The organism is Streptomyces sp. NPDC017890 (assembly GCF_044328675.1).
GTDB lineage: Bacteria > Actinomycetota > Actinomycetes > Streptomycetales > Streptomycetaceae > Streptomyces.
The window spans coordinates 180,215-197,610 of record NZ_JBIRHU010000018.1; the positions used below are offsets into that span (position 1 = coordinate 180,215).

The 17,396-nt window shown below is 72.5% G+C and carries 16 protein-coding genes; 9 read left to right on the forward strand and 7 right to left on the reverse strand.

Annotated elements, in window-relative coordinates:
- The first annotated feature begins 252 nt into the window (after positions 1-252).
- The 6 genes from ACH4F2_RS24225 to ACH4F2_RS24250 all read left to right on the forward strand — a co-directional run bounded on the left by ACH4F2_RS24225 (position 253) and on the right by ACH4F2_RS24250 (position 7,461).
- Complete coding sequence (locus tag ACH4F2_RS24225) at positions 253-585, forward strand: DUF3140 domain-containing protein (protein ID WP_398134820.1); 333 nt, start codon at positions 253-255, stop codon at positions 583-585.
- 2 nt (positions 586-587) lie between these two features.
- On the forward strand, positions 588-1,238 hold the full coding sequence (locus ACH4F2_RS24230; protein ID WP_398134821.1) for an endonuclease: 651 nt from the start codon (positions 588-590) through the stop codon (positions 1,236-1,238).
- A gap of 427 nt (positions 1,239-1,665) precedes the next feature.
- Entirely contained in the window at positions 1,666-4,662 is a 2,997-nt protein-coding gene (locus ACH4F2_RS24235; protein WP_398134822.1) for a protease pro-enzyme activation domain-containing protein, read from the forward strand.
- 291 nt (positions 4,663-4,953) lie between these two features.
- A complete protein-coding gene (locus ACH4F2_RS24240) occupies positions 4,954-6,354 on the forward strand; it encodes a glutamine synthetase (RefSeq protein WP_398134823.1) in 1,401 nt (466 codons plus the stop codon).
- Between the two features lies 1 nt (position 6,355).
- Positions 6,356-6,853, forward strand: coding sequence for an amidohydrolase family protein (locus tag ACH4F2_RS24245; protein WP_398134824.1), 498 nt, complete (start codon positions 6,356-6,358; stop codon positions 6,851-6,853).
- Between the two features lie 80 nt (positions 6,854-6,933).
- Positions 6,934-7,461, forward strand: a complete 528-nt coding sequence (locus ACH4F2_RS24250; protein ID WP_398134840.1) for an NUDIX hydrolase family protein — start codon at positions 6,934-6,936, stop codon at positions 7,459-7,461.
- A gap of 65 nt (positions 7,462-7,526) precedes the next feature.
- Here the strand turns inward: ACH4F2_RS24250 and mnhG are convergent, their stop codons facing one another.
- The 7 genes from mnhG to ACH4F2_RS24285 all read right to left on the reverse strand — a co-directional run bounded on the left by mnhG (position 7,527) and on the right by ACH4F2_RS24285 (position 14,838).
- Positions 7,527-7,892 carry a monovalent cation/H(+) antiporter subunit G gene (mnhG, locus tag ACH4F2_RS24255; RefSeq protein WP_398134825.1) on the reverse strand — a complete coding sequence of 122 codons (366 nt, stop codon included), beginning with the start codon at positions 7,890-7,892 and terminating at the stop codon, positions 7,527-7,529.
- Entirely contained in the window at positions 7,889-8,206 is a 318-nt protein-coding gene (locus ACH4F2_RS24260) for a monovalent cation/H+ antiporter complex subunit F (RefSeq protein ID WP_398134826.1), read from the reverse strand. Before ACH4F2_RS24260 ends, mnhG begins: the two co-directional genes overlap by 4 nt.
- Entirely contained in the window at positions 8,203-8,802 is a 600-nt protein-coding gene (locus ACH4F2_RS24265; RefSeq protein WP_398134827.1) for a Na+/H+ antiporter subunit E, read from the reverse strand. The genes ACH4F2_RS24260 and ACH4F2_RS24265 overlap by 4 nt, the downstream gene beginning before the upstream one ends.
- Entirely contained in the window at positions 8,799-10,442 is a 1,644-nt protein-coding gene (locus tag ACH4F2_RS24270; protein WP_398134828.1) for a Na+/H+ antiporter subunit D, read from the reverse strand. Before ACH4F2_RS24270 ends, ACH4F2_RS24265 begins: the two co-directional genes overlap by 4 nt.
- Complete coding sequence (locus ACH4F2_RS24275; protein WP_398134829.1) at positions 10,439-11,200, reverse strand: Na(+)/H(+) antiporter subunit C; 762 nt, start codon at positions 11,198-11,200, stop codon at positions 10,439-10,441. The genes ACH4F2_RS24270 and ACH4F2_RS24275 overlap by 4 nt, the downstream gene beginning before the upstream one ends.
- The gene (locus ACH4F2_RS24280) at positions 11,197-14,112 is read right to left on the reverse strand and encodes a Na+/H+ antiporter subunit A (protein WP_398134830.1); all 2,916 of its coding nucleotides are present in this window, start codon (positions 14,110-14,112) and stop codon (positions 11,197-11,199) included. The genes ACH4F2_RS24275 and ACH4F2_RS24280 overlap by 4 nt, the downstream gene beginning before the upstream one ends.
- Before the next feature lie 135 nt (positions 14,113-14,247).
- Positions 14,248-14,838, reverse strand: a complete 591-nt coding sequence (locus tag ACH4F2_RS24285) for a helix-turn-helix domain-containing protein (protein WP_398134841.1) — start codon at positions 14,836-14,838, stop codon at positions 14,248-14,250.
- A gap of 107 nt (positions 14,839-14,945) precedes the next feature.
- Here ACH4F2_RS24285 and ACH4F2_RS24290 point away from each other — a divergent pair, with 107 nt between their 5' ends.
- From ACH4F2_RS24290 to ACH4F2_RS24300, 3 genes are read left to right on the forward strand one after another with little or no spacing between them, the layout of a single operon-like run.
- Positions 14,946-15,575, forward strand: a complete 630-nt coding sequence (locus ACH4F2_RS24290) for a class I SAM-dependent methyltransferase (RefSeq protein WP_398134831.1) — start codon at positions 14,946-14,948, stop codon at positions 15,573-15,575.
- Positions 15,576-15,601: 26 nt separating this feature from the next.
- On the forward strand, positions 15,602-16,093 hold the full coding sequence (locus tag ACH4F2_RS24295) for a DinB family protein (RefSeq protein ID WP_398134832.1): 492 nt from the start codon (positions 15,602-15,604) through the stop codon (positions 16,091-16,093).
- A gap of 28 nt (positions 16,094-16,121) precedes the next feature.
- Positions 16,122-17,147, forward strand: a complete 1,026-nt coding sequence (locus ACH4F2_RS24300; RefSeq protein ID WP_398134833.1) for an alpha/beta fold hydrolase — start codon at positions 16,122-16,124, stop codon at positions 17,145-17,147.
- Positions 17,148-17,396: the final 249 nt, after the last annotated feature.

The following is a 17,396-nucleotide window of genomic DNA, read 5'->3' on the forward strand; positions in this document are numbered from 1 at the left end:
GGCGTTTGTCCCTGGCGCCCCATGGGCACCCGCGCCCTCATGGAGTGGTTGCGCCGCGCCGCCCGTGCCGATGCGGGCCCCGGACTGTTCCTCCCGGTGGGCACGGCCGGACCGGCCCGGCGGGACCCCGAGCCCTGAACGCGAACACCGGGCGTGCGGAAAGGGACCGGGCGAGGGTAAGCGTGTCGCTCCGCTCCGTACGACCGCGCAGGAGAGTACGCACATACGCACGACGAAAAGAGGGGCACCCTCATGGCCGACGCTCTCGAACTCGACGCGCTCTGGGAGGACTTCCACCGCGTCGTGAACATGACCTCCGCGGAACTCGCGGACTGGCTCCGGGTGCGCGACTCCGGTGAGCTGACCGAGCCGGTGCCGGACGACGCCGGCTCGCCGCTCGGTCAGCACGTCCTCGCGATCCTGCAGAAGCGGCGCACGGACCTGACGGAGGACGACCTGCGGGCGATGCGCAAGGTCGTGGACATCGTGACGTCGCAGGCCGACCTGGAGAACGAGCCCCAGGCCGAGGACACCCGGCTCAGGCACCGGCTGATGACGGTCGGCCACGACCCGTTGAAACCGTAACCGTGGGCCGTGACCAGCGGCGCGTCGTACGCGAACTCGTCGGCGCGCACGGGCAGACGTACGCCGAGGAGGCGGGTATCCGGCTGCGGGACACCCCGCAGCCGCTGTACCGGCTACTGGTCCTCACCCATCTGCTCAGTGCCCGCATCCGCGGCTCCGTCGCCGTGGCCACCGCCCGTGCCCTGCACGAGGCCGGGCTGCGCGACCCGCGCCGGATGGCCGGCGCCGACTGGCAGGAGCGGGTGGACGCGCTGGGCCGGGGCGGCTACCGGCGCTACGACGAGCGAACCGCCACCCAGCTCGGCGACGCCGCCGAGCTGCTGACCGGGCGCTGGGGCGGGGACCTGCGCCGGCTGCGCGAGGAGGCGGACGGCGAGGTGCGCGAAGTGCGGCGGCTGCTCCAGGAGTTCCCCGGGGTGGGACCTACCGGCGCGGACATCTTCCTGCGCGAGGTCCAGCGTGTCTGGCCTCAGGTGACTCCCTACCTGGACCACAAGGCACTGCAGGGCGCGGAACGCCTCGGCCTGCCGGGGGACCCGGACCGGCTCCTCGACCTCGCGGGGACGACGGAACCGGCCGTCCTCGCGGCGGCACTGGTGCGCGCCTCGGTGGACGAGGACATCGCCCGGGACACCCTCGACCGCGCCGGCTGAACCCACACACCGCGGGGCCCGCCCCCGACGACCGCGGCGCACCCGCGGGCGCCGCACCCGCCGGCAGAGCAGCGCCGCGCCCCGGGGCACCCGCACGAGCACACGCCACATGACCGGCGCCCGCCTCGCCCCGTCAGCACGGCACCTTTGACCACAGACAGACCAACTTGTCATGGTCACGAAATGATCACGTCCGCCCCCCGTCCTGGCGAGCCGATCTTGAGCCTGATAGAGATTCGATTCTGGCCGTCGTCCACCGTGTGGGAGCGGTGACACCGCCGGGGGGGATTTTTCGCGGTCCGGTCATGCCGGACCTTCTGCACGCGACTCTTCACGCTTATGCCCGTGTTCGCACCGGCGCACCCTTCCGCGGTCTCACCTGCCTCCTCGCACACGGGCGGCGGGGACCGACGAAGAGGGAGTGTGCATGGGCAGAACCGCCCGCGAGAAGGCGTTCGGATGGGGGGCGGCGACCGCGGCCGCCCTGGCGATGACCGTCACCATGGCGCCGATGTCGTACGCCGGCGCGGCGGACGATCCACCCCCGCAGCGGGTCGGCGGCGCTCCGAAGATCCCGGGGGGAGCGGTACGCGCGGCGGACCCGGCGGCGGGGCAGGCGCTCGATCTCAGCGTGGTCCTGGAGCCGCGCGACCCGGCGGCGCTGAACCGTTTCCTCACCGAGGTGTCCGACCCTGGATCCCCGAACTACCGCAAGTACCTCGGCACGGGCGAGTTCGCGGGCCGCTTCGGCGCGTCGCCGCAGACTGTCGCACAGGTCCGCGCGGAGCTCGCGGCCCGAGGGCTCGAGGTCGGCACGCTGGAGCCCGACGGGCTCACGCTGCCCGTGCACGCGACGGTCGGCAAGGCCGCCGAGGCCTTCGCGACCGACTTCGACGGCTACCGGCTCAAGGACGGCGGGACGGGGTTCACCAACACCCGCGCCCCGCAGTTCGCCGGCGAGATCGCCGGTGACGTCCGGGCGGTGGTCGGCCTGAGCACGCTCGCGGGCTACGTACCGCGCAACTCCGGCGCCAGAGGCCCGGCCCGGCTGCAGACGGCAGGGGGCGACGCTCGTCAGCCCCGGCTGACCGGCACCACCGGCACGATGTGCGCCGACATCAAGAACCTGTACGGGACCGCCTCGGACGGCTACCCGGCCGCGTACGACAAGCAGGACTACTGGAGCGCCCGGTCGCTGGCGGCCGCGTACAACATGGCGGACCAGCCCAACGTGCAGACAGGCACCACCGTCGCCGTCTACTCGCTGGAGAACTACGACCTGCGCGACATCAACAGTTACCAGGCCTGCCACGGCACCAAGGCCTCGGTCAGCTCCGTGCGGGTCAACGGCGGTCCCTCCGAGCCGTCCGGCATCGACACCGGTGTCGGCCTGGAGACCGCCCTGGACGTGGAGACCATCATCGGTCTCGTCCCGCAGGCCAAGGTCCTCGTCTATCAGGGCGAGAACACCTGGGACGACGCCACGGCCGTCCTGCGCCGGATCGTCACCGACAACCGCGCCAAGGTCGTCTCGATCAGCTGGGGCCTGTGCGAGGCGAACGCGCCCACCGAGGTGATGGACGCCGAGAACCTGCTGTACCAGCAGGCCGCCGCGCAGGGCCAGACCGTCGTCGCCGCCTCCGGCGACAGCGGCTCCACGGGCTGCTACAACCCGTACTACGACGCGCCCAACGCCGACCGGCTGGTCACCGACTGGCCGGCCGGCTCGCCGTACGTCCTCGGGGTCGGCGGCACCACCATGCGCGGTGCCGTCACCGGCCAGACCACCTGGACCGGCTCGGGCGGCGGCGTCTCCCAGCGCGCCAAGCTCGCCTCCGGCAGCTTCCAGAACCGCACGGGTGCCGGCTACGCCAACGTCTGCGCCGCCGGCTCGGGCGAGACCTGCCGTCAGGTTCCGGACGTATCCGCGGTCGGCGACCCGGCCACCGGCTACCCGGTCGCCTTCGGCCGCACCAGCACCGGCGCGCAGTACTGGCACATCATCGGCGGCACCAGCGGCGCCGCTCCGGTGTGGGCCGCGCTGATGGCGCAGGCCGACCAGGACCTCGCCTGCCAGGCCAACGGCACCGTCGGCCACGCGCACAACGCGCTGTACCGGCTGCCGGCCGCCGCGTTCCGAGACGTCACCACCGGCAACAACAACCTGACCGAGTCCGGCAACCGCAGCGGACAGTACGTGGCCGGTACCGGCTACGACCTCGCCACCGGGCTCGGCACGCCCAACGGCCGCGAGATCGTCAGGGGCCTGTGCGCCGCCGTCCCGCGCTCCGCGGCCAGTACGTTCAACGCGCTGGCCCCGACCCGTGTCCTGGACACCCGCTACGGCCTCGGCCGCGCCGGCACCTCCCCGGTCGCCGCGAACGGCACGGTCAAGCTGAAGGTGACCGGTGCCGGCGGCGTCCCGGCCACCGGTGTCACCGCGGTCGTCGTCAACGTCACCGCCGTCTCGCCCACCGCGACCGGCCACCTCATCGCCTACCCGAGCGGCGCCACGCGCCCCGCGTCGTCGAACATGAACTGGCTCAAGGGCGAGATCATCCCGAACCTGGTGACCGTCCCCGTCGGCAAGGACGGCTCGGTCAACCTGTTCAACTCCTCCAGCGGCACCGTCCACTTCGTCGCGGACGTCGCCGGCTACTACTCCACCGAAGCAGGCGGCGGCACCTACCTGCCCAAGGGACCGTCCCGCGTCCTCGACACCCGTAACGCCATCGGCGTGTCCACCAGGACGCCCGTCGCGGGCAGGGGCACCGTCTCCCTGAAGGTCGCGGGCGCCGGCGGCGTGCCGGCCACGGGGGCCACCGCCGTGGTCCTCAACGTCACCGCCACCGCACCGGCCTCCACCGGTCACCTGATCGCCTACCCGAACGGCGCTACCCGCACGGAGTCGTCGAACATCAACTGGCTCAAGGGGCAGACCCGTCCGAACATGGTCGTGCTGCCCGTCGGCACCGACGGCAAGGTCAACCTGTTCAACGCCGGTTACGGCACCGTCCACTTCGTCGCGGACGTCGCCGGCTACTTCACGGCCGACACCACGGGCTCGTCCTTCCACACCGCGGGCCCGAGCAGACTGCTCGACACCCGCTACGCCCTCGGCACCGCCCGCAACACCCCAGTGCCCGGCGGCGCCACGCTCGTGCTGAACGTCAACGACGGCCACACTCTGGCCAAGGCCAAGGCCGTGGTCCTCAACGTCACCGTCACCGCTCCGACGTCCAGCGGCTTCCTGACGGTCTGGCCCGACGGGACCGCGCTGCCCAACGCCTCCAGCGTCAACTGGATCAAGGGGCAGACCGTGGCCAATCTGGTGACCGTACCGGTCGTCAACGGAAAGATCGACTTCCGTCCGAACGCCGGCAGTGTGCACGTGATCGCCGACCTGTTCGGCTACTACATGTAGCGCCGCGGCGCACAGCCCCGAGGCACGGGCCCTGTCCCCGCCCCCCTTCCGGCGGTAGGGACAGGGCCCTGCTCGCGGGGGCGCGACAGGGCACCGAGCGCCTCCAACCCGTCCTGGACGCCAGAACCCCGTCCCCGCAACCCACCGGCCTGGGCTGACACCGCGGAAGAGGGACCGGCCGACAGGCTCCCCGCGCTCCACCCGGCACACGCACCTCGGGCGAAAGCCGGACAGCGTGATCATCGGGCGGCACAATGGTGCACGACGGACAGCGCGCGAAGGAGCCGAGACGTGAGCGAGGACGACCCCGTCCCCGGCGGGCGCCCAGGTGAGGTCGAGCGGGCCACCGCGCTGAGCCGTGACCTGTCCGGGCAGGGCGTGCACGGCGTCGTACTGGCGTACGTCGACACGGCGGGGATCGGCAGGGTGAAGACCGTGCCCACCGCGAAGCTCGCCTCGGCCACGGCCTGGGGCGTCGGCATGTCACCGGTGTTCGACACGTTCCTCGCGGACGACACGATCGTCACCACGGACGTCCTCGGCTCCCCCGACGGCGACCTGCGCCTCTACCCCGACCTCGACCGGCCGGCCGTACTGGCGGCGCAGCCCGGCTGGGCGTGGGCGCCCGTCGACCGGATCACGCAGGAGGGCGAACCACACCCGGCGTGCGGGCGCACCGTCCTGCGCCGGACCGTGACGCGGGCCGCCGAGCGGTACGGCGTCACGTTCAGGGCCGCCATCGAGATCGAGTGGGCCGTGGGCCGGGGCGACGTGGCCGACGACGCCTTCGTCCCGGCGGTGTCCGGCCCGGCGTACGGCGCCACCCGGCAGGTCGGGCTGAGCGACTGCGCCGCCGACCTGCTGGCGGCGCTCGCGGCCCAGGGCGTGGAGGTGGACCAGTTCCATCCCGAGTACGCGGCGGGGCAGTTCGAGATCTCGGTGGGCGCGCTCGACCCGGTGGCGGCGGCCGACCGCAGCGTGCTGGTGCGGCAGACGATCCGGGCCGTGACCCGGCGGCACGGCCTGCGGGTCTCCTTCGCCCCCGCGATCCTGGGGCGGGGCGTCGGCAACGGCGGGCACATCCACCTCTCCGCCTGGCGCGGCGGGCGGAACCTGCACGCCGGCGGTGCCGGCCGGTACGGCATGACCGCCGAGGCCGAGTCCTTCGTGGCAGGGGTGCTGGGCCACCTTCCGGGGCTCACGGCGATGACCGCGCCGAGCCCGGCCAGCCATCTGCGGCTGCGCCCCTCGCAGTGGGCGGGGGTGTTCACCGCCTGGGGCCGGGAGACCCGCGAGGCCGCGCTGCGGATCGTCACCGGCACCGCCGGGGTGCGCGACCGGGCGGCGAACCTGGAGGTGAAGCCGGTCGACCTGGCCGCGAACCCCTGTCTCGCCCTCGCCTCGGTGATCGCCGCCGGGCTGGACGGGCTCGGCTCGTCCGCGTCCCTGGCCGAGGAGATCACCGGCGATCCGGCCCGGTTCGACGCGGTGGAGGCCGCGGCCCGGGGTGTGCACCGGCTGCCGGTCTCGCTCACGGAGTCGGTCGAGGCGTTCCGCGCGGACGCCGTGCTCCGGACCGCGCTGGGGCCGGTCCTGGCCGACGCGGTGACCGCCGTGCGCCGGGGGGAGATCGACGCGGTCGACGGGCTGGACGACGACCGGGTGGCGGCGGCCTACCGCTGGAAGTACTGACATGGCCGCCGGTCCGGTCCACGAGCGGCTTGCCGCGCTGGAACTGGTGGACCACCACTGCGACGGCGCCGTCACCACCGGCCTGGAACGGGGCGGCTTCGAGTCCCTCCTCAGCGAGGGCGAGGCATGGCCCGGCGTCTCCCCCTTCGACAGCCCGGCCGGTCTCGCCGTGCGCCGCCAGGTCTTCGAGCGGGTGTACCTCGACGTGAGTCTCACCCTGCACCACGTCGGCCCCGCGCGGACGGGCGCGATCCTCGCGGAGGCGCTGGAGGTCGCCCCGTTCCGCAAGCTGCTGTACAGCTCCGACGCCTACGGGGTGGCCGAGTTCCACCACCTCGGGGCGCCGGCCTTCCGGCAGGGGCCGGCCGGGCTGCTGCAGGAGCGGGTGGACGCCGACGAACCGGCCCTCCCGGACGCGCTGCGCATCGCCCGCTGGGCGGGGCGCGACAACGCCCGCCGGGTCTACCGCCTGCCCGGCGGCCCGGCGGACGACGGCTGAACGGCGTGGGACGTGTCACACTCCCGTAGCGCCGCCCGGGAAGCAGGAACGGCTGAAAGTATGATCAAGCGATGTCTGACATGACCGAAACCACGCCGGGCTGGCTGTCGACCGACGACCTCGAGATGGCACGCGCCCGCATGCCGATCCTGTACGTCGAGGCCGTGCCCGTGCGCGTGGACGACAGCGGCGAAGTCACCAGCGTCGGCCTGCTCCTGCGCATCGGGCCCGACGGAACGGTCAGCCGGACGCTGGTCTCCGGCCGGGTACTGCACCACGAGCGGGTCCGGGACGCCCTGCTGCGTCACCTGGAGAAGGACCTCGGTCCGGTGGCGCTGCCCCGGGTGCCGTCCTCGCTCCAGCCGTTCACCGTGGCCGAGTACTTCCCCACGCACGGTGTCACGCCGTACCACGACCCCCGGCAGCACGCGGTCTCCCTCGCCTACGTCGTCCCGGTGACCGGCGACTGCCGGCCCCGTCAGGACGCGCTGGACCTCGTCTGGTTCAGCCCGCGGGAGGCCCTGTCACCGGCGGTGCAGAGCGAGATGCCGGGCGGGCACGGGGTGCTGCTGAAGCAGGCGCTGGCGCATGTGGGCTGCGTGGTCTGAGGGCTCGGCGGCCGGCCGGGCGCCGGCGGCGCCACACCGCCGGCCGGCCGGCAGGGCCCGCGGAGCTACTCCTCGGGCCGCTCCCCGTCACTCAACTGCGGGTCCAGGTCGTCCCGGACCAGACCCCGGGACCCCGTCTGGCCGGTGCGGTAGGCGGAGCGGGCCACCAGGTGGGAGGCGACCGGGCTGGTGAGGAACTGGAAGAAGACGACGAGCGCGAGGGTGCCCAGGTCGGTGCCGTGGCGCAACCGCAGGCCCACCCCGGCGAGGACGAGGAGAGTCCCGAGGGTCTGCGGTTTGGTGGCGGCGTGGCTGCGGGAGAGCACGTCGGGAAAGCGAAGCATCCCGATCACACCGAGCAGGCACTGCAGGCAGCCGAGGAACAACAGAGTCGCCCCGATCAGGTCGGCGGCCTCGGCCCAGGCACTCACCGGTGATCCTCCTTGCCGTCCGCCCGCACATGGGGCCGGTCGCGTACGGCGATGAACCGGGCGATGCCCACCGAGCCCGTGAAGCCCAGGAAAGCGAGCACGAGCATCACGGGGAAGTAGAACGAGTCGGCGTCGTGGGCGGCCTTGACGGCGATGCCGGCGATGATGAGCGCCGCCGCCACGTCCAGGGCGACCGCGCGGTCCAGCATCGAGGGGCCGTACCAGATGCGGTACAGCAGCAGGGCGCCGGCTGCGAGGATCATCGTGAGTGAGGCGACCAGCATGGCCCGTTCGACGGCGTGCAGGGTGGTCACGGCGAGGGGTCCCCTTCGGGTACGGGCCGGGCGGCGTGGGCGATGTCCTCGGCGGTGCCGAAGGCGCGGGCGACGAGTTCCTCCATGCGCCACACCGACCGCCGGGCGCTCTCGATCTCGCCGGGGTCGGCGCCGTCGAGGACGTGCAGGAACACGGTGGCCGTCGACCGGCGCACCTCGATCACCGAGCCGCCGGGGACGTTGGAGACGGCGACGGCGGTGGCCGTGAGCATGAGGTCGCTGCGCACTCGCAGCGGGACGGCGACGACCGCGGCGTGGTACGGGCCCTTGGCGAAGATCTGCCGGGTGACCTCGACGCTGGAGGAGTACATGTCGTACAGCAGGTGAGCCCCGAGCCGCAGGATGCCCAGGGGACGCAGCCGCAGGCCGAGGTCCACGGCGGGCAGCGGGAAGGCGAGGCACAGGCACACCGCGACGATGACGCCGTTGACGAGGTTGGCCCAGGAGGGGGTGCCCCACAGCAGGATCCAGATGACCGTGAGCCAGGCGATGAGCGGCAGGTCGAGCACGCGTCTGCCGCTGCCGACGCGGAAGGACCAGCTGTAGGGGGAACGGTCGCGGAAGAGGTTGCTCATCGGCCGAGCACCGCCTCGATGTAGGGGGTACGGGCGAGGAGTTCGGTGGCGGCGGCCTCGGTGAAGGTGGTGAGGGGGCCGCCGAGCACGGTGTAGAGCAGGCCGAGGGAGACGGCCGCGCCGGTCGCCACCAGCATCGGCCAGGGCAGCCGTCTGGTGGTGGTGATCGACTGCCCGAGGAAACCGGCGGAGACCACGGCACCCGCCGGGACCGGGAGGCCGCTCCCGGAGCCGGTCGCCGCCGCGTCCTCGTCGTCCTCGTCGCCGTCCGGCTCCTCCTCGGCGGACTCCAGCACCCTGCCCTCGCTCTCGGCCCCGGGCGGCGCGTCGCGCCAGAACGCCAGGTTCCAGACCTTCGCCATGACGTAGAGGGTGAGCAGGCTGGTGGCGGCGGATCCGGCGACCAGCGCCCAGGCCCAGCCGCCGCCGTTGTCGACGCCCGCCCGCATCAGGCCGAGCTTGCCGATGAACCCGGAGAGCGGCGGAATACCGGCGAGGTTCAACGCGGGCACGAAGAACAGCACGGCGAGCAGCGGCGCCGTCTTCGCCAGGCCACCGAGGCGGGTGAGTTCCGTGGTGCCGCCCCGCCGCTCGATGAGCCCGGCGACGAGGAAGAGGGTGGTCTGCACGGTGATGTGGTGGGCCACGTACACGATCGCACCGGCGATCGAGCCGCGCCCGGCGAGCGCGATACCGAAGACCATGTAGCCGATGTGGCTGATGAGAGTGAAGGAGAGCACCCGCTTCAGGTCGGTCTGGGCGACCGCGCCGAGGATGCCGATGACCATGGACGCGAGCGCGGCGAGCATCAGCACGTCGCCGAGGCGGTGGCCGGGGAAGAGCAGGGTCTGGGTGCGCAGCATCGAGTACACGCCGACCTTGGTCAGCAGACCGGCGAAGACCGCGGTGACCGGTGCGGGCGCGGTCGGGTAGGAGTCGGGCAGCCAGGCCGCGAGCGGAAACACCGCCGCCTTGATCGCGAACACCGTCAGCAGCATGGCCTCCAGCAGGGTGCGCACTCCGACCGGGACTTCCTGCAGCCGCCCCGCGAGCTGGGCGAAGTTCACGGTCCCCGCGACCGAGTACGTCATGGCGATCGCGACCAGGAACAGCACCGAGGAGAACAGCGAGATGATCACGTACGTCGACCCGGCCCGGATACGGGTCGCGGTGCCGCCGATGGTGAGCAGGACGAAGCTCGCGACGAGCATGATCTCGAAGCCGACGTAGAGGTTGACGAGGTCTCCGGCCAGGAAGGTGCAGGAGACGCCTGCCACGAGGATGAGGTAGGCGGGGTGGAAGACGCCGACCGGCGTCCGGTCGTCGCGGTCGGCCATGCCCTGGCCCAGCGAGTACAGGTTGACGAGCAGGGTGACGGCGCTGGACACGGTGAGCATCAGGCCGGCGAGCCGGTCGGCGACGAGGGTGATGCCGACCGGCGGAGCGAAGTCGCCGAGGTGCACGCTGAGCGGGCCGTGGCGGTCGGCGGCCACCATGAGGCACACGGAGAGCACGAGGACCGCGCCGAGCACGGCGAGGGTGATGAAGCGCTGGAACCGCTGGAGCCGGGGGCCGATGGCCAGCTTCAGGCCCGTGACGCACAGGGGCAGCAGGACGGGGAGCGGGACGAGCGCGTTCACCTGGTTCCTTCCGTGCCGGCGCCCTTGGGGTCGTCGGGCTGGTCGGGCGGCGGGTGGCCGGAGTCCTCGCCGGGGTGGGAGTCGGGTTCGCGGCCGGACTCCTCGGGGTCGTTGGAGGGACCGGCGACGCGGGCCGGTGCCGGGCCGGGTCGGCCCGTCGCATCGGTGGAGCCCAGCTCCTGGCCTTCCCGGTAGTCCTCGGGGTCGGCGCCGAGGATGTCGTTCCACAGGTTCCCGGAGACGTCGTTGGCGCGGGCCTGGTAGGCGCGTTCCTCGCGGACCCGGCGGCGCAGCCGTTTGCGTGCGGCGCGGTAGCGGGCGCCCAGTTCGGGGTCGGTGCCGTGCTCGGCGCGGGCTTCGCGGTAGCGGTCCCTCAGTTCGCCGCGCCGGTCGAGGAACTCGGCGCGCAGGGCGACCAGCCGGTCCTCGGTGTCGTCGCTGATCTCGTCGGAGCCGGTGACCTGGTGGCTGCGGTAGGCCATGGCGAGCAGGAACGCGGTGGTGGCGAGGGTGATGACGATCGCGGTGAGGGCGATGGCCTGGGGCAGCGGGTCGGTGACCCGGTTGCGGATGACGTGCGGGTAGAGCAGCGGCGCGTTTCCCGCGCTGCCCGTGGAGGCGAGGACCAGCAGGTTGACGCCGTTGCCGAGGACGACCGCGCCGAGCAGGATCCGGGTCAGCGACCGGGTCAGCAGCAGACTGGCGCCGACGGCACTGAGGACGGCGGCGGCCATCAGGAGGGAGAGGCTCACGGTCATACGGGGCCCGCCTCTCGGCGCGGGGCGCGCTGGGTGGCGGCCCGTTCGATCTGCCGGTCGATGCGGGCACCGAGGGCCCGCACGATGTCCAGGACCACGCCGAGCACGAGGAGGTACACCCCGCAGTCGAAGAGGACGGCGGTGGACAGGTGGGCTTCGCCCCACACGGGCAGGTGGCCGTGCCAGGTCCAGCCGTGCAGCACGGTGCCCTCGGCGAGGCCGCCCAGCGCGACCCCGGTGGACAGGAACAGGCCCAGGCCCGTGAAGAGGCCCGCCTTGAAGGGCACGGCGTCGGCGAGTTCGTGCCGCCCGCCCGCGAGATAGCGGGCGATGAAGGCGACGCCGGCGGTCAGGCCCGCTACGAAGCCGCCGCCCGGCAGGTTCTCCGCGCACATGAGCAGGTAGACGGAGAGGACGAGGATGGGGTGGAAGATGAGGCGGGCGACCACTTCCAGGACGAGGGAGCGACGCTCGGGGGCGAGGGTGGAACTGGCCGCGAGCCAGGTCCGTTCCGGCGCGCCCTCGTCACCGCTGGGCAGGCCCGCCGATTCGTACGGGGTCGCCCGCCAGGCGGTGCGCAGGCCGGCGTGCGGGTGGTCCCCGGGCAGCGGCAGTACGGGCTGCTCGGCGTCGTCGGTGCGGCGGTGCAGGTAAATAAGACTGGTGACGCCGATCGCGGCGGCGGCGAGCACCGCGGACTCCCCCATCGTGTCCCAGGCCCGCAGGTCGACGAGGATCGTCGCGACGACGTCCTTCAGGCCGTGGTGCGCGGTCTCCTCGACCATCGCCGCTCCGGCACTGTCGGCCCGGCGGTGCCCCGCCATGATCCAGACGACGACGGCGACGGCGGCGCCGCCCGCGAGCGCCACCGGCATCCGCAGTGCGCGCCGCCACCGGCTGTAGTTCTCCTCGAAGTACACCGGCATCCGGCGCAGCACGAGTACGAAGACGAGCATCGAGACGGTCTCCACGCAGAACTGGGTCAGCGCGAGGTCGGGCGCGCCCTGTACGACGAAGAGCAGCGCGGTGCCGTATCCGGTGAGCCCGGCGAGCACGACGGCCTTCATCCGCCGCCGCACCCCCAGGCACAGCAGGGCGGCGGCGCAGGTCAGCAGCGCGACACCGGCCTGGGCCGGGTGGTCCCACAGCCGCGGGGCGGGGACCGAGGCCCACGGCTCGTCCGCGACGAGGACGGCGATCTGCCCGGCGAGGACCACGCTCATGGTGGTCACGAGGTACACCGACAGCGAGCCGCGCTGTACGAAACCGGTGCACTGCAGAGCGGTGCGTTCCAGTGCGAGCAGCAGCCGTCCGAAGTTCCGGTCGGCGGAGCGCCAGGCGAGGACCTGGCCGGCCCGCTGGACGGGGCCGGCGGCGAGGAAGAGCAGCACCCCGCCCGCCCAGGCCGCGCAGGACAGACCGAGGGCGAGGCCCGCCCCGTGCCACAGCGCCAGGTGGTACGGGTGGGCGGGTAGGGGAAACTGCTCGGCGTAGGTGCCGAAGAGCCCCTGGAGCCACGACACGCCGGGTCCGAGGACGAGGCAGGCCAGGGCCAGCACGGCGGGCGGGGCGAGGAAGGCCGGCGGGACGGCGTGCGCGTCCGTGTCCGGGAGACCGGGCTTGCGGGCGAAGGCCCCCCACAGGTAGCGCAGGGTGTAGGCGGTGGTCAGGGCCGAGCCGACGACGGTCGCGGCGAGCGCCCAGCGGTCGGCGGTGTCCCCGTCCAGGAGGGACTGGAAGGCGGCCTCCTTGGCGGTGAAGCCGAGCAGCGGCGGTACGGCGGCCATGGACAGTCCGGCGGCAACGGCGACCGCGCACACGGCGGGCAGCCGGCGCCCGAGCCCGGAGAGGCGGCGCAGGTCGCGGGTGCCGGTGGCGTGGTCGATGATCCCGGTGACCAGGAAGAGCGGGGCCTTGAACAGGGCGTGGCCGAGGATCATGGCGGTGGCGGCGAGGCCGGTGTCGTGGCGGCCCGCGCCGGTGAGGACGGTGAGGAAGCCGAGCTGGCTGACGGTGCCGTGGGCGAGGACGAGTTTCAGGTCGTTCAGCCGCAGCGCCCGCCAGCCGCCCAGCAGCATCGTCACGGAGCCCAGGACGAGCAGGAGCGGCCTCCAGGGCGTGACCTCCGCGAACGCGGGAGCGAGCCGGGCGATGAGGTACACACCCGCCTTGACCATCGCGGCGGCGTGCAGGTAGGCGCTGACCGGAGTGGGGGCGGCCATGGCGTTGGGCAGCCAGAGGCTGAACGGCCAGATCGCGGACTTGGAGAGGGCCCCGACGAGGATCAGCACGATGGCCGTGGACAGCGCCGCCGACGCGGGCGGCGGGTCGGCGAGGATCGCCGAGACCCGGTAGGTGCCCGCCTCGTGACCCAGGATCAGGAAACCGACGAGCATGGTCAGTCCGCCGAGCGTGGTGACCGTCAGGGCCTGCAGGGCGCTGCGCCGGTTCCGCTTGTGGTCGCTGGTCTGGCCGATCAGCAGGTAGGAGAAGACGGTCGTCAGTTCCCAGAAGATGTAGAGCAGGACCAGGTCGTCGGCGAGGACCAGGCCGAGCATCGCCCCGGCGAAGGCGAGGAGGTTCCCGGCGAACCTGCCCAGTTGCCGCGACCGGTCGTCGAAGTACGAGGCGCAGTAGACCAGGACGAGGGTGCCCACTCCCGCGGCGAGGAGCACCATGAGTTCGGCGAGGGCGTCCAGTCGCAGTGCCCAGTCCACGTGGTAGGCGGGCAGCCAGGCCCACTCGACGGTGTCGGTGCCGCCCGCGGCCGTCGTGCTCCACCGGGTGGCCGCCCAGACGGCCGCCGCCGCGGGCGGCAGGGCCAGCACGAGGAAGGCGCGGGTTCCGCACCATCTCACCAGCGGTGCGGCGAACAGCGCGAGCACGAAGTGGCAGAGGATGAGTGCGGTCATGCGGGTCCGTGCGAGGGCACGGGGGCGGCGGAAGGACAGGACACCCGTCAGTGATATATCGGGCATCCCGCCTGGGTGCCCAGGCACGCCGCAGTGTCCGCGACGCCACCGGACCGGCCCCGGTCCGGTCGACGGTCACCGCGGGGCGGGATCCGGCGGCGGGCCGGGAGTCGCACGCAGGTGGGTGCGGGCCCCCGACGGTCCGAAGAGGATCAGCAGTTCGACCGGGCCGGTGCCGGCATTTCCGAGCCAGTGCGGCAGCGTGGAGTCGAACTCGGCCGCTTCCCCGGGTCCCAGGGTCAGATCCCGTTCTCCGAGGAGCAGTTGCAGGCGGCCGTTGAGCACATAGAGCCATTCGAAGCCCTCGTGGGTCTGCGGAGTCGGTTCGCGGCGGGATTCCGAAGCGGGAATGATCATCTTGAATGCCTGGATACCGCCCGGCCGCCGGGACAGGGGGATGAAAACCATCCCGAACCGATTCACCGGCTTCAGGTGGATCCGTGGGTCGCCTGTCCTGGGCGCGCCGACCAGATCGTCCAGGGGCACGTCGTAGGCACGCGCCAGCGGCAACAGGAGTTCCAGACTCGGTCGGCGTCGCCCGCTCTCCAGCCGGGAGAGCGTGCTCTCCGACACGCCCGTCAGCTCAGCGATGTCCGCCAGGGTCATGCCGCGCTCACGGCGCAGCTTCCGCAGCCGCGGGCCGGCCGCGTCCAGTACCTCGCTCAGTTCGCTCTCCACCACCCCATCTTGCAGAAACCGCAAGACGATGTGCCACCTGATGCCGGCCGTGGAAAAACTGAGGCCCTGCCCGCTTCCCGCTGAAGGAGACCCGCATGACCACCACCGACGCGGCCGAGTACTGGGACCGCCTCTACGCCGCCCGGCCGATGCCGGTCGATCCCGGCCCCAACGTACGCCTCACCGAAACCGTCCGGGGCCTGGAGCCCGGTGAGGCCCTGGATCTGGGGTGCGGCCCCGGCGGAGACGCACTGTGGCTCGCCCGCCGAGGGTGGCAGGTCACCGCCGTCGACGTCTCGACCGTGACAGTCGAACGCCTGACGTCCCTCGCCTCCGAGCACGGGTTGTCCAGCCGGATCACCGCGTGCCCCCACGATCTTCACCGGTCCCTCCCCGACGGCACGTTCGACCTGATCAACGCCCACTACCTGCACACACCTCTGGACCTGGACCGTGCAACCGTGCTGCGGGCGGCCGCACACGCCCTGCGCCAGAGCGGGCGGCTGATAGTGGTGGACCACGGCTCGACGGCCCCGTGGTCGTGGAACCAGGACCCCGATGTCCGCTACCCCACGCCTCTGGAGGTCGCCGCCGGACTGGATCTGGACCCCCGGTCCTGGCGGATCGAGACGGCACGCGCCGCCACCAGGTCCGCCACCGGACCGAACGGACTCACCGCTGACGTGACCGACCACATCCTGGTCGTCCGCCGGACCGCCCCGTGACCGAGGTCGCAGAAGGGATCACCCCCATGCCCCGCACATCCCGTCACACCGACACCCCGCCGCCCCGCACCGGGCCCGGGGAAGCGGAGGTCCTGCGCGGATTCCTCGACTATCTGCGGACGTCGGCAGCCGCGAAGGTCGAAGGAGCCCCCGAGCCGCAGGTCCGGAAGGCCGCGGTGCCGTCGGGAACGAACCTGCTCGGCCTGCTCCACCACCTCACGCACGTCGAGAGCGCCACGTTCCTCGGCGAACGGGTCACCGACTGGCAGGCGACCTTCCACGCGGCCCCCGAGGACAGCGTGGCCGACGTCGTCGCCCGCTACCGTCGGACGGTCGCACGCGCGAACGAGGTGCTCGACGGTTGTACAGACCTGGGAACCTCGGTGCCCGGGCCCCGGCCGGGCAAGTCCGCCCCCACCCTCCGCTGGGCGCTCACCCACATGATCGAGGAGACCGGCCGCCACGCGGGGCACGCGGACATCCTCCGCGAACTCGTCGACGGCGCGACCGGACGCTGACCCGCCCACATTCTCCAGGCAGGAATTCATGACCGCTGTGACACGGCGCCTGCCGCGCCGACCCCAGTCCCTCACCGGAAGGGTGGTGGCCTGGGCACTCGCCACCCTCTTGGCAGCCGGTACGGCCGCCTGCGCTCCACAGGACACGCCCGCGCCCGCGGCTCACGCCTCGGTCACCAGTACCGATCCGGCGTTCACCGGCGCCTTCCAGCACGAGTTCGCCACCGTCGACGGCATACGCATGCACTACGTGAAGGGCGGCGCAGGCTCACCCGTCATCCTGCTGCACGGCTGGCCGCAGACCTGGTACAGCTGGTGGCCCGTCATGCCCGAGCTGGCCGAGCACCACACCGTCTACGCCCTCGACCTGCCAGGCCTCGGAGACAGCACCGGATCACCGACCGGCTACGACAAGGCGACCCTGGCCCGCTACGTCCACGGTCTCGTCGCCGAAGAGCTCGGAATCCGAAACGCCCAGGTCGTGGGCCACGACCTCGGAGCCGCCGTCGCCTTCCAGTACGCTTCCCAGTTCCCTGCCGACACCGAGCGCCTCGCCTACCTCGACCTGCCGCTGCCCGGCCCGGCCATCGACGCCGCCACCTACCGCTCACTGAGCTGGCACATCGCCTTCCACAGCCAGCGCCGTGTCCCCGAGACGGTCGTCGGCGACGATGTCCGTGACTACCTCGCCCTGTTCTACCAGCAGGTCGCCTACAACGGAACGGCGTTCGGCGGCACCTCCACCCGGTCACCGTTCACCGACGCCCAGATCGACGAGTACGCCCGCACCTACAGCCGGCCCAGCGTCCTGTCAGGCGGCTTCGACCTCTACCGAGCCCTCGACAAGGACGTCCGCGACACCATTGCCGCCGCACCGGTACGCGCCCCCACGCTCCTCATGACCGCCCAGGGCCAGCTCGACGCCGTGAGAGCCACCGTCGCTCCACGGATGACCGACATCGTGCGGGCCACGGACGTTCCCGGAGCCGGCCACTGGCTCGTGGAAGAGAACCCGACGTTCGTCACCACCGAACTGCTGCACTTCCTCACCTAGGACGTCGGCCTGGTGCTCGGCCGGACCGGCGAGCCGTGGTGGTGGAGGGGCGTGAGGGGCGTCGCGTCCGGCGGTCGCCGGCGTCCCGTCGTCCACGGGCGCGGCGCCACGGTCTCGGGCCCAGACGTGGCACAGATCGAGGGGGGGGGTGGGGTGGCCCCCCCAAACCCCCCCCGCGGTGGGCCATGTCACCGCGGGGCGCGACCGAGTTTAAAAACGCCCCCCCTTCGCCCCCGCCAACGGGCGCAC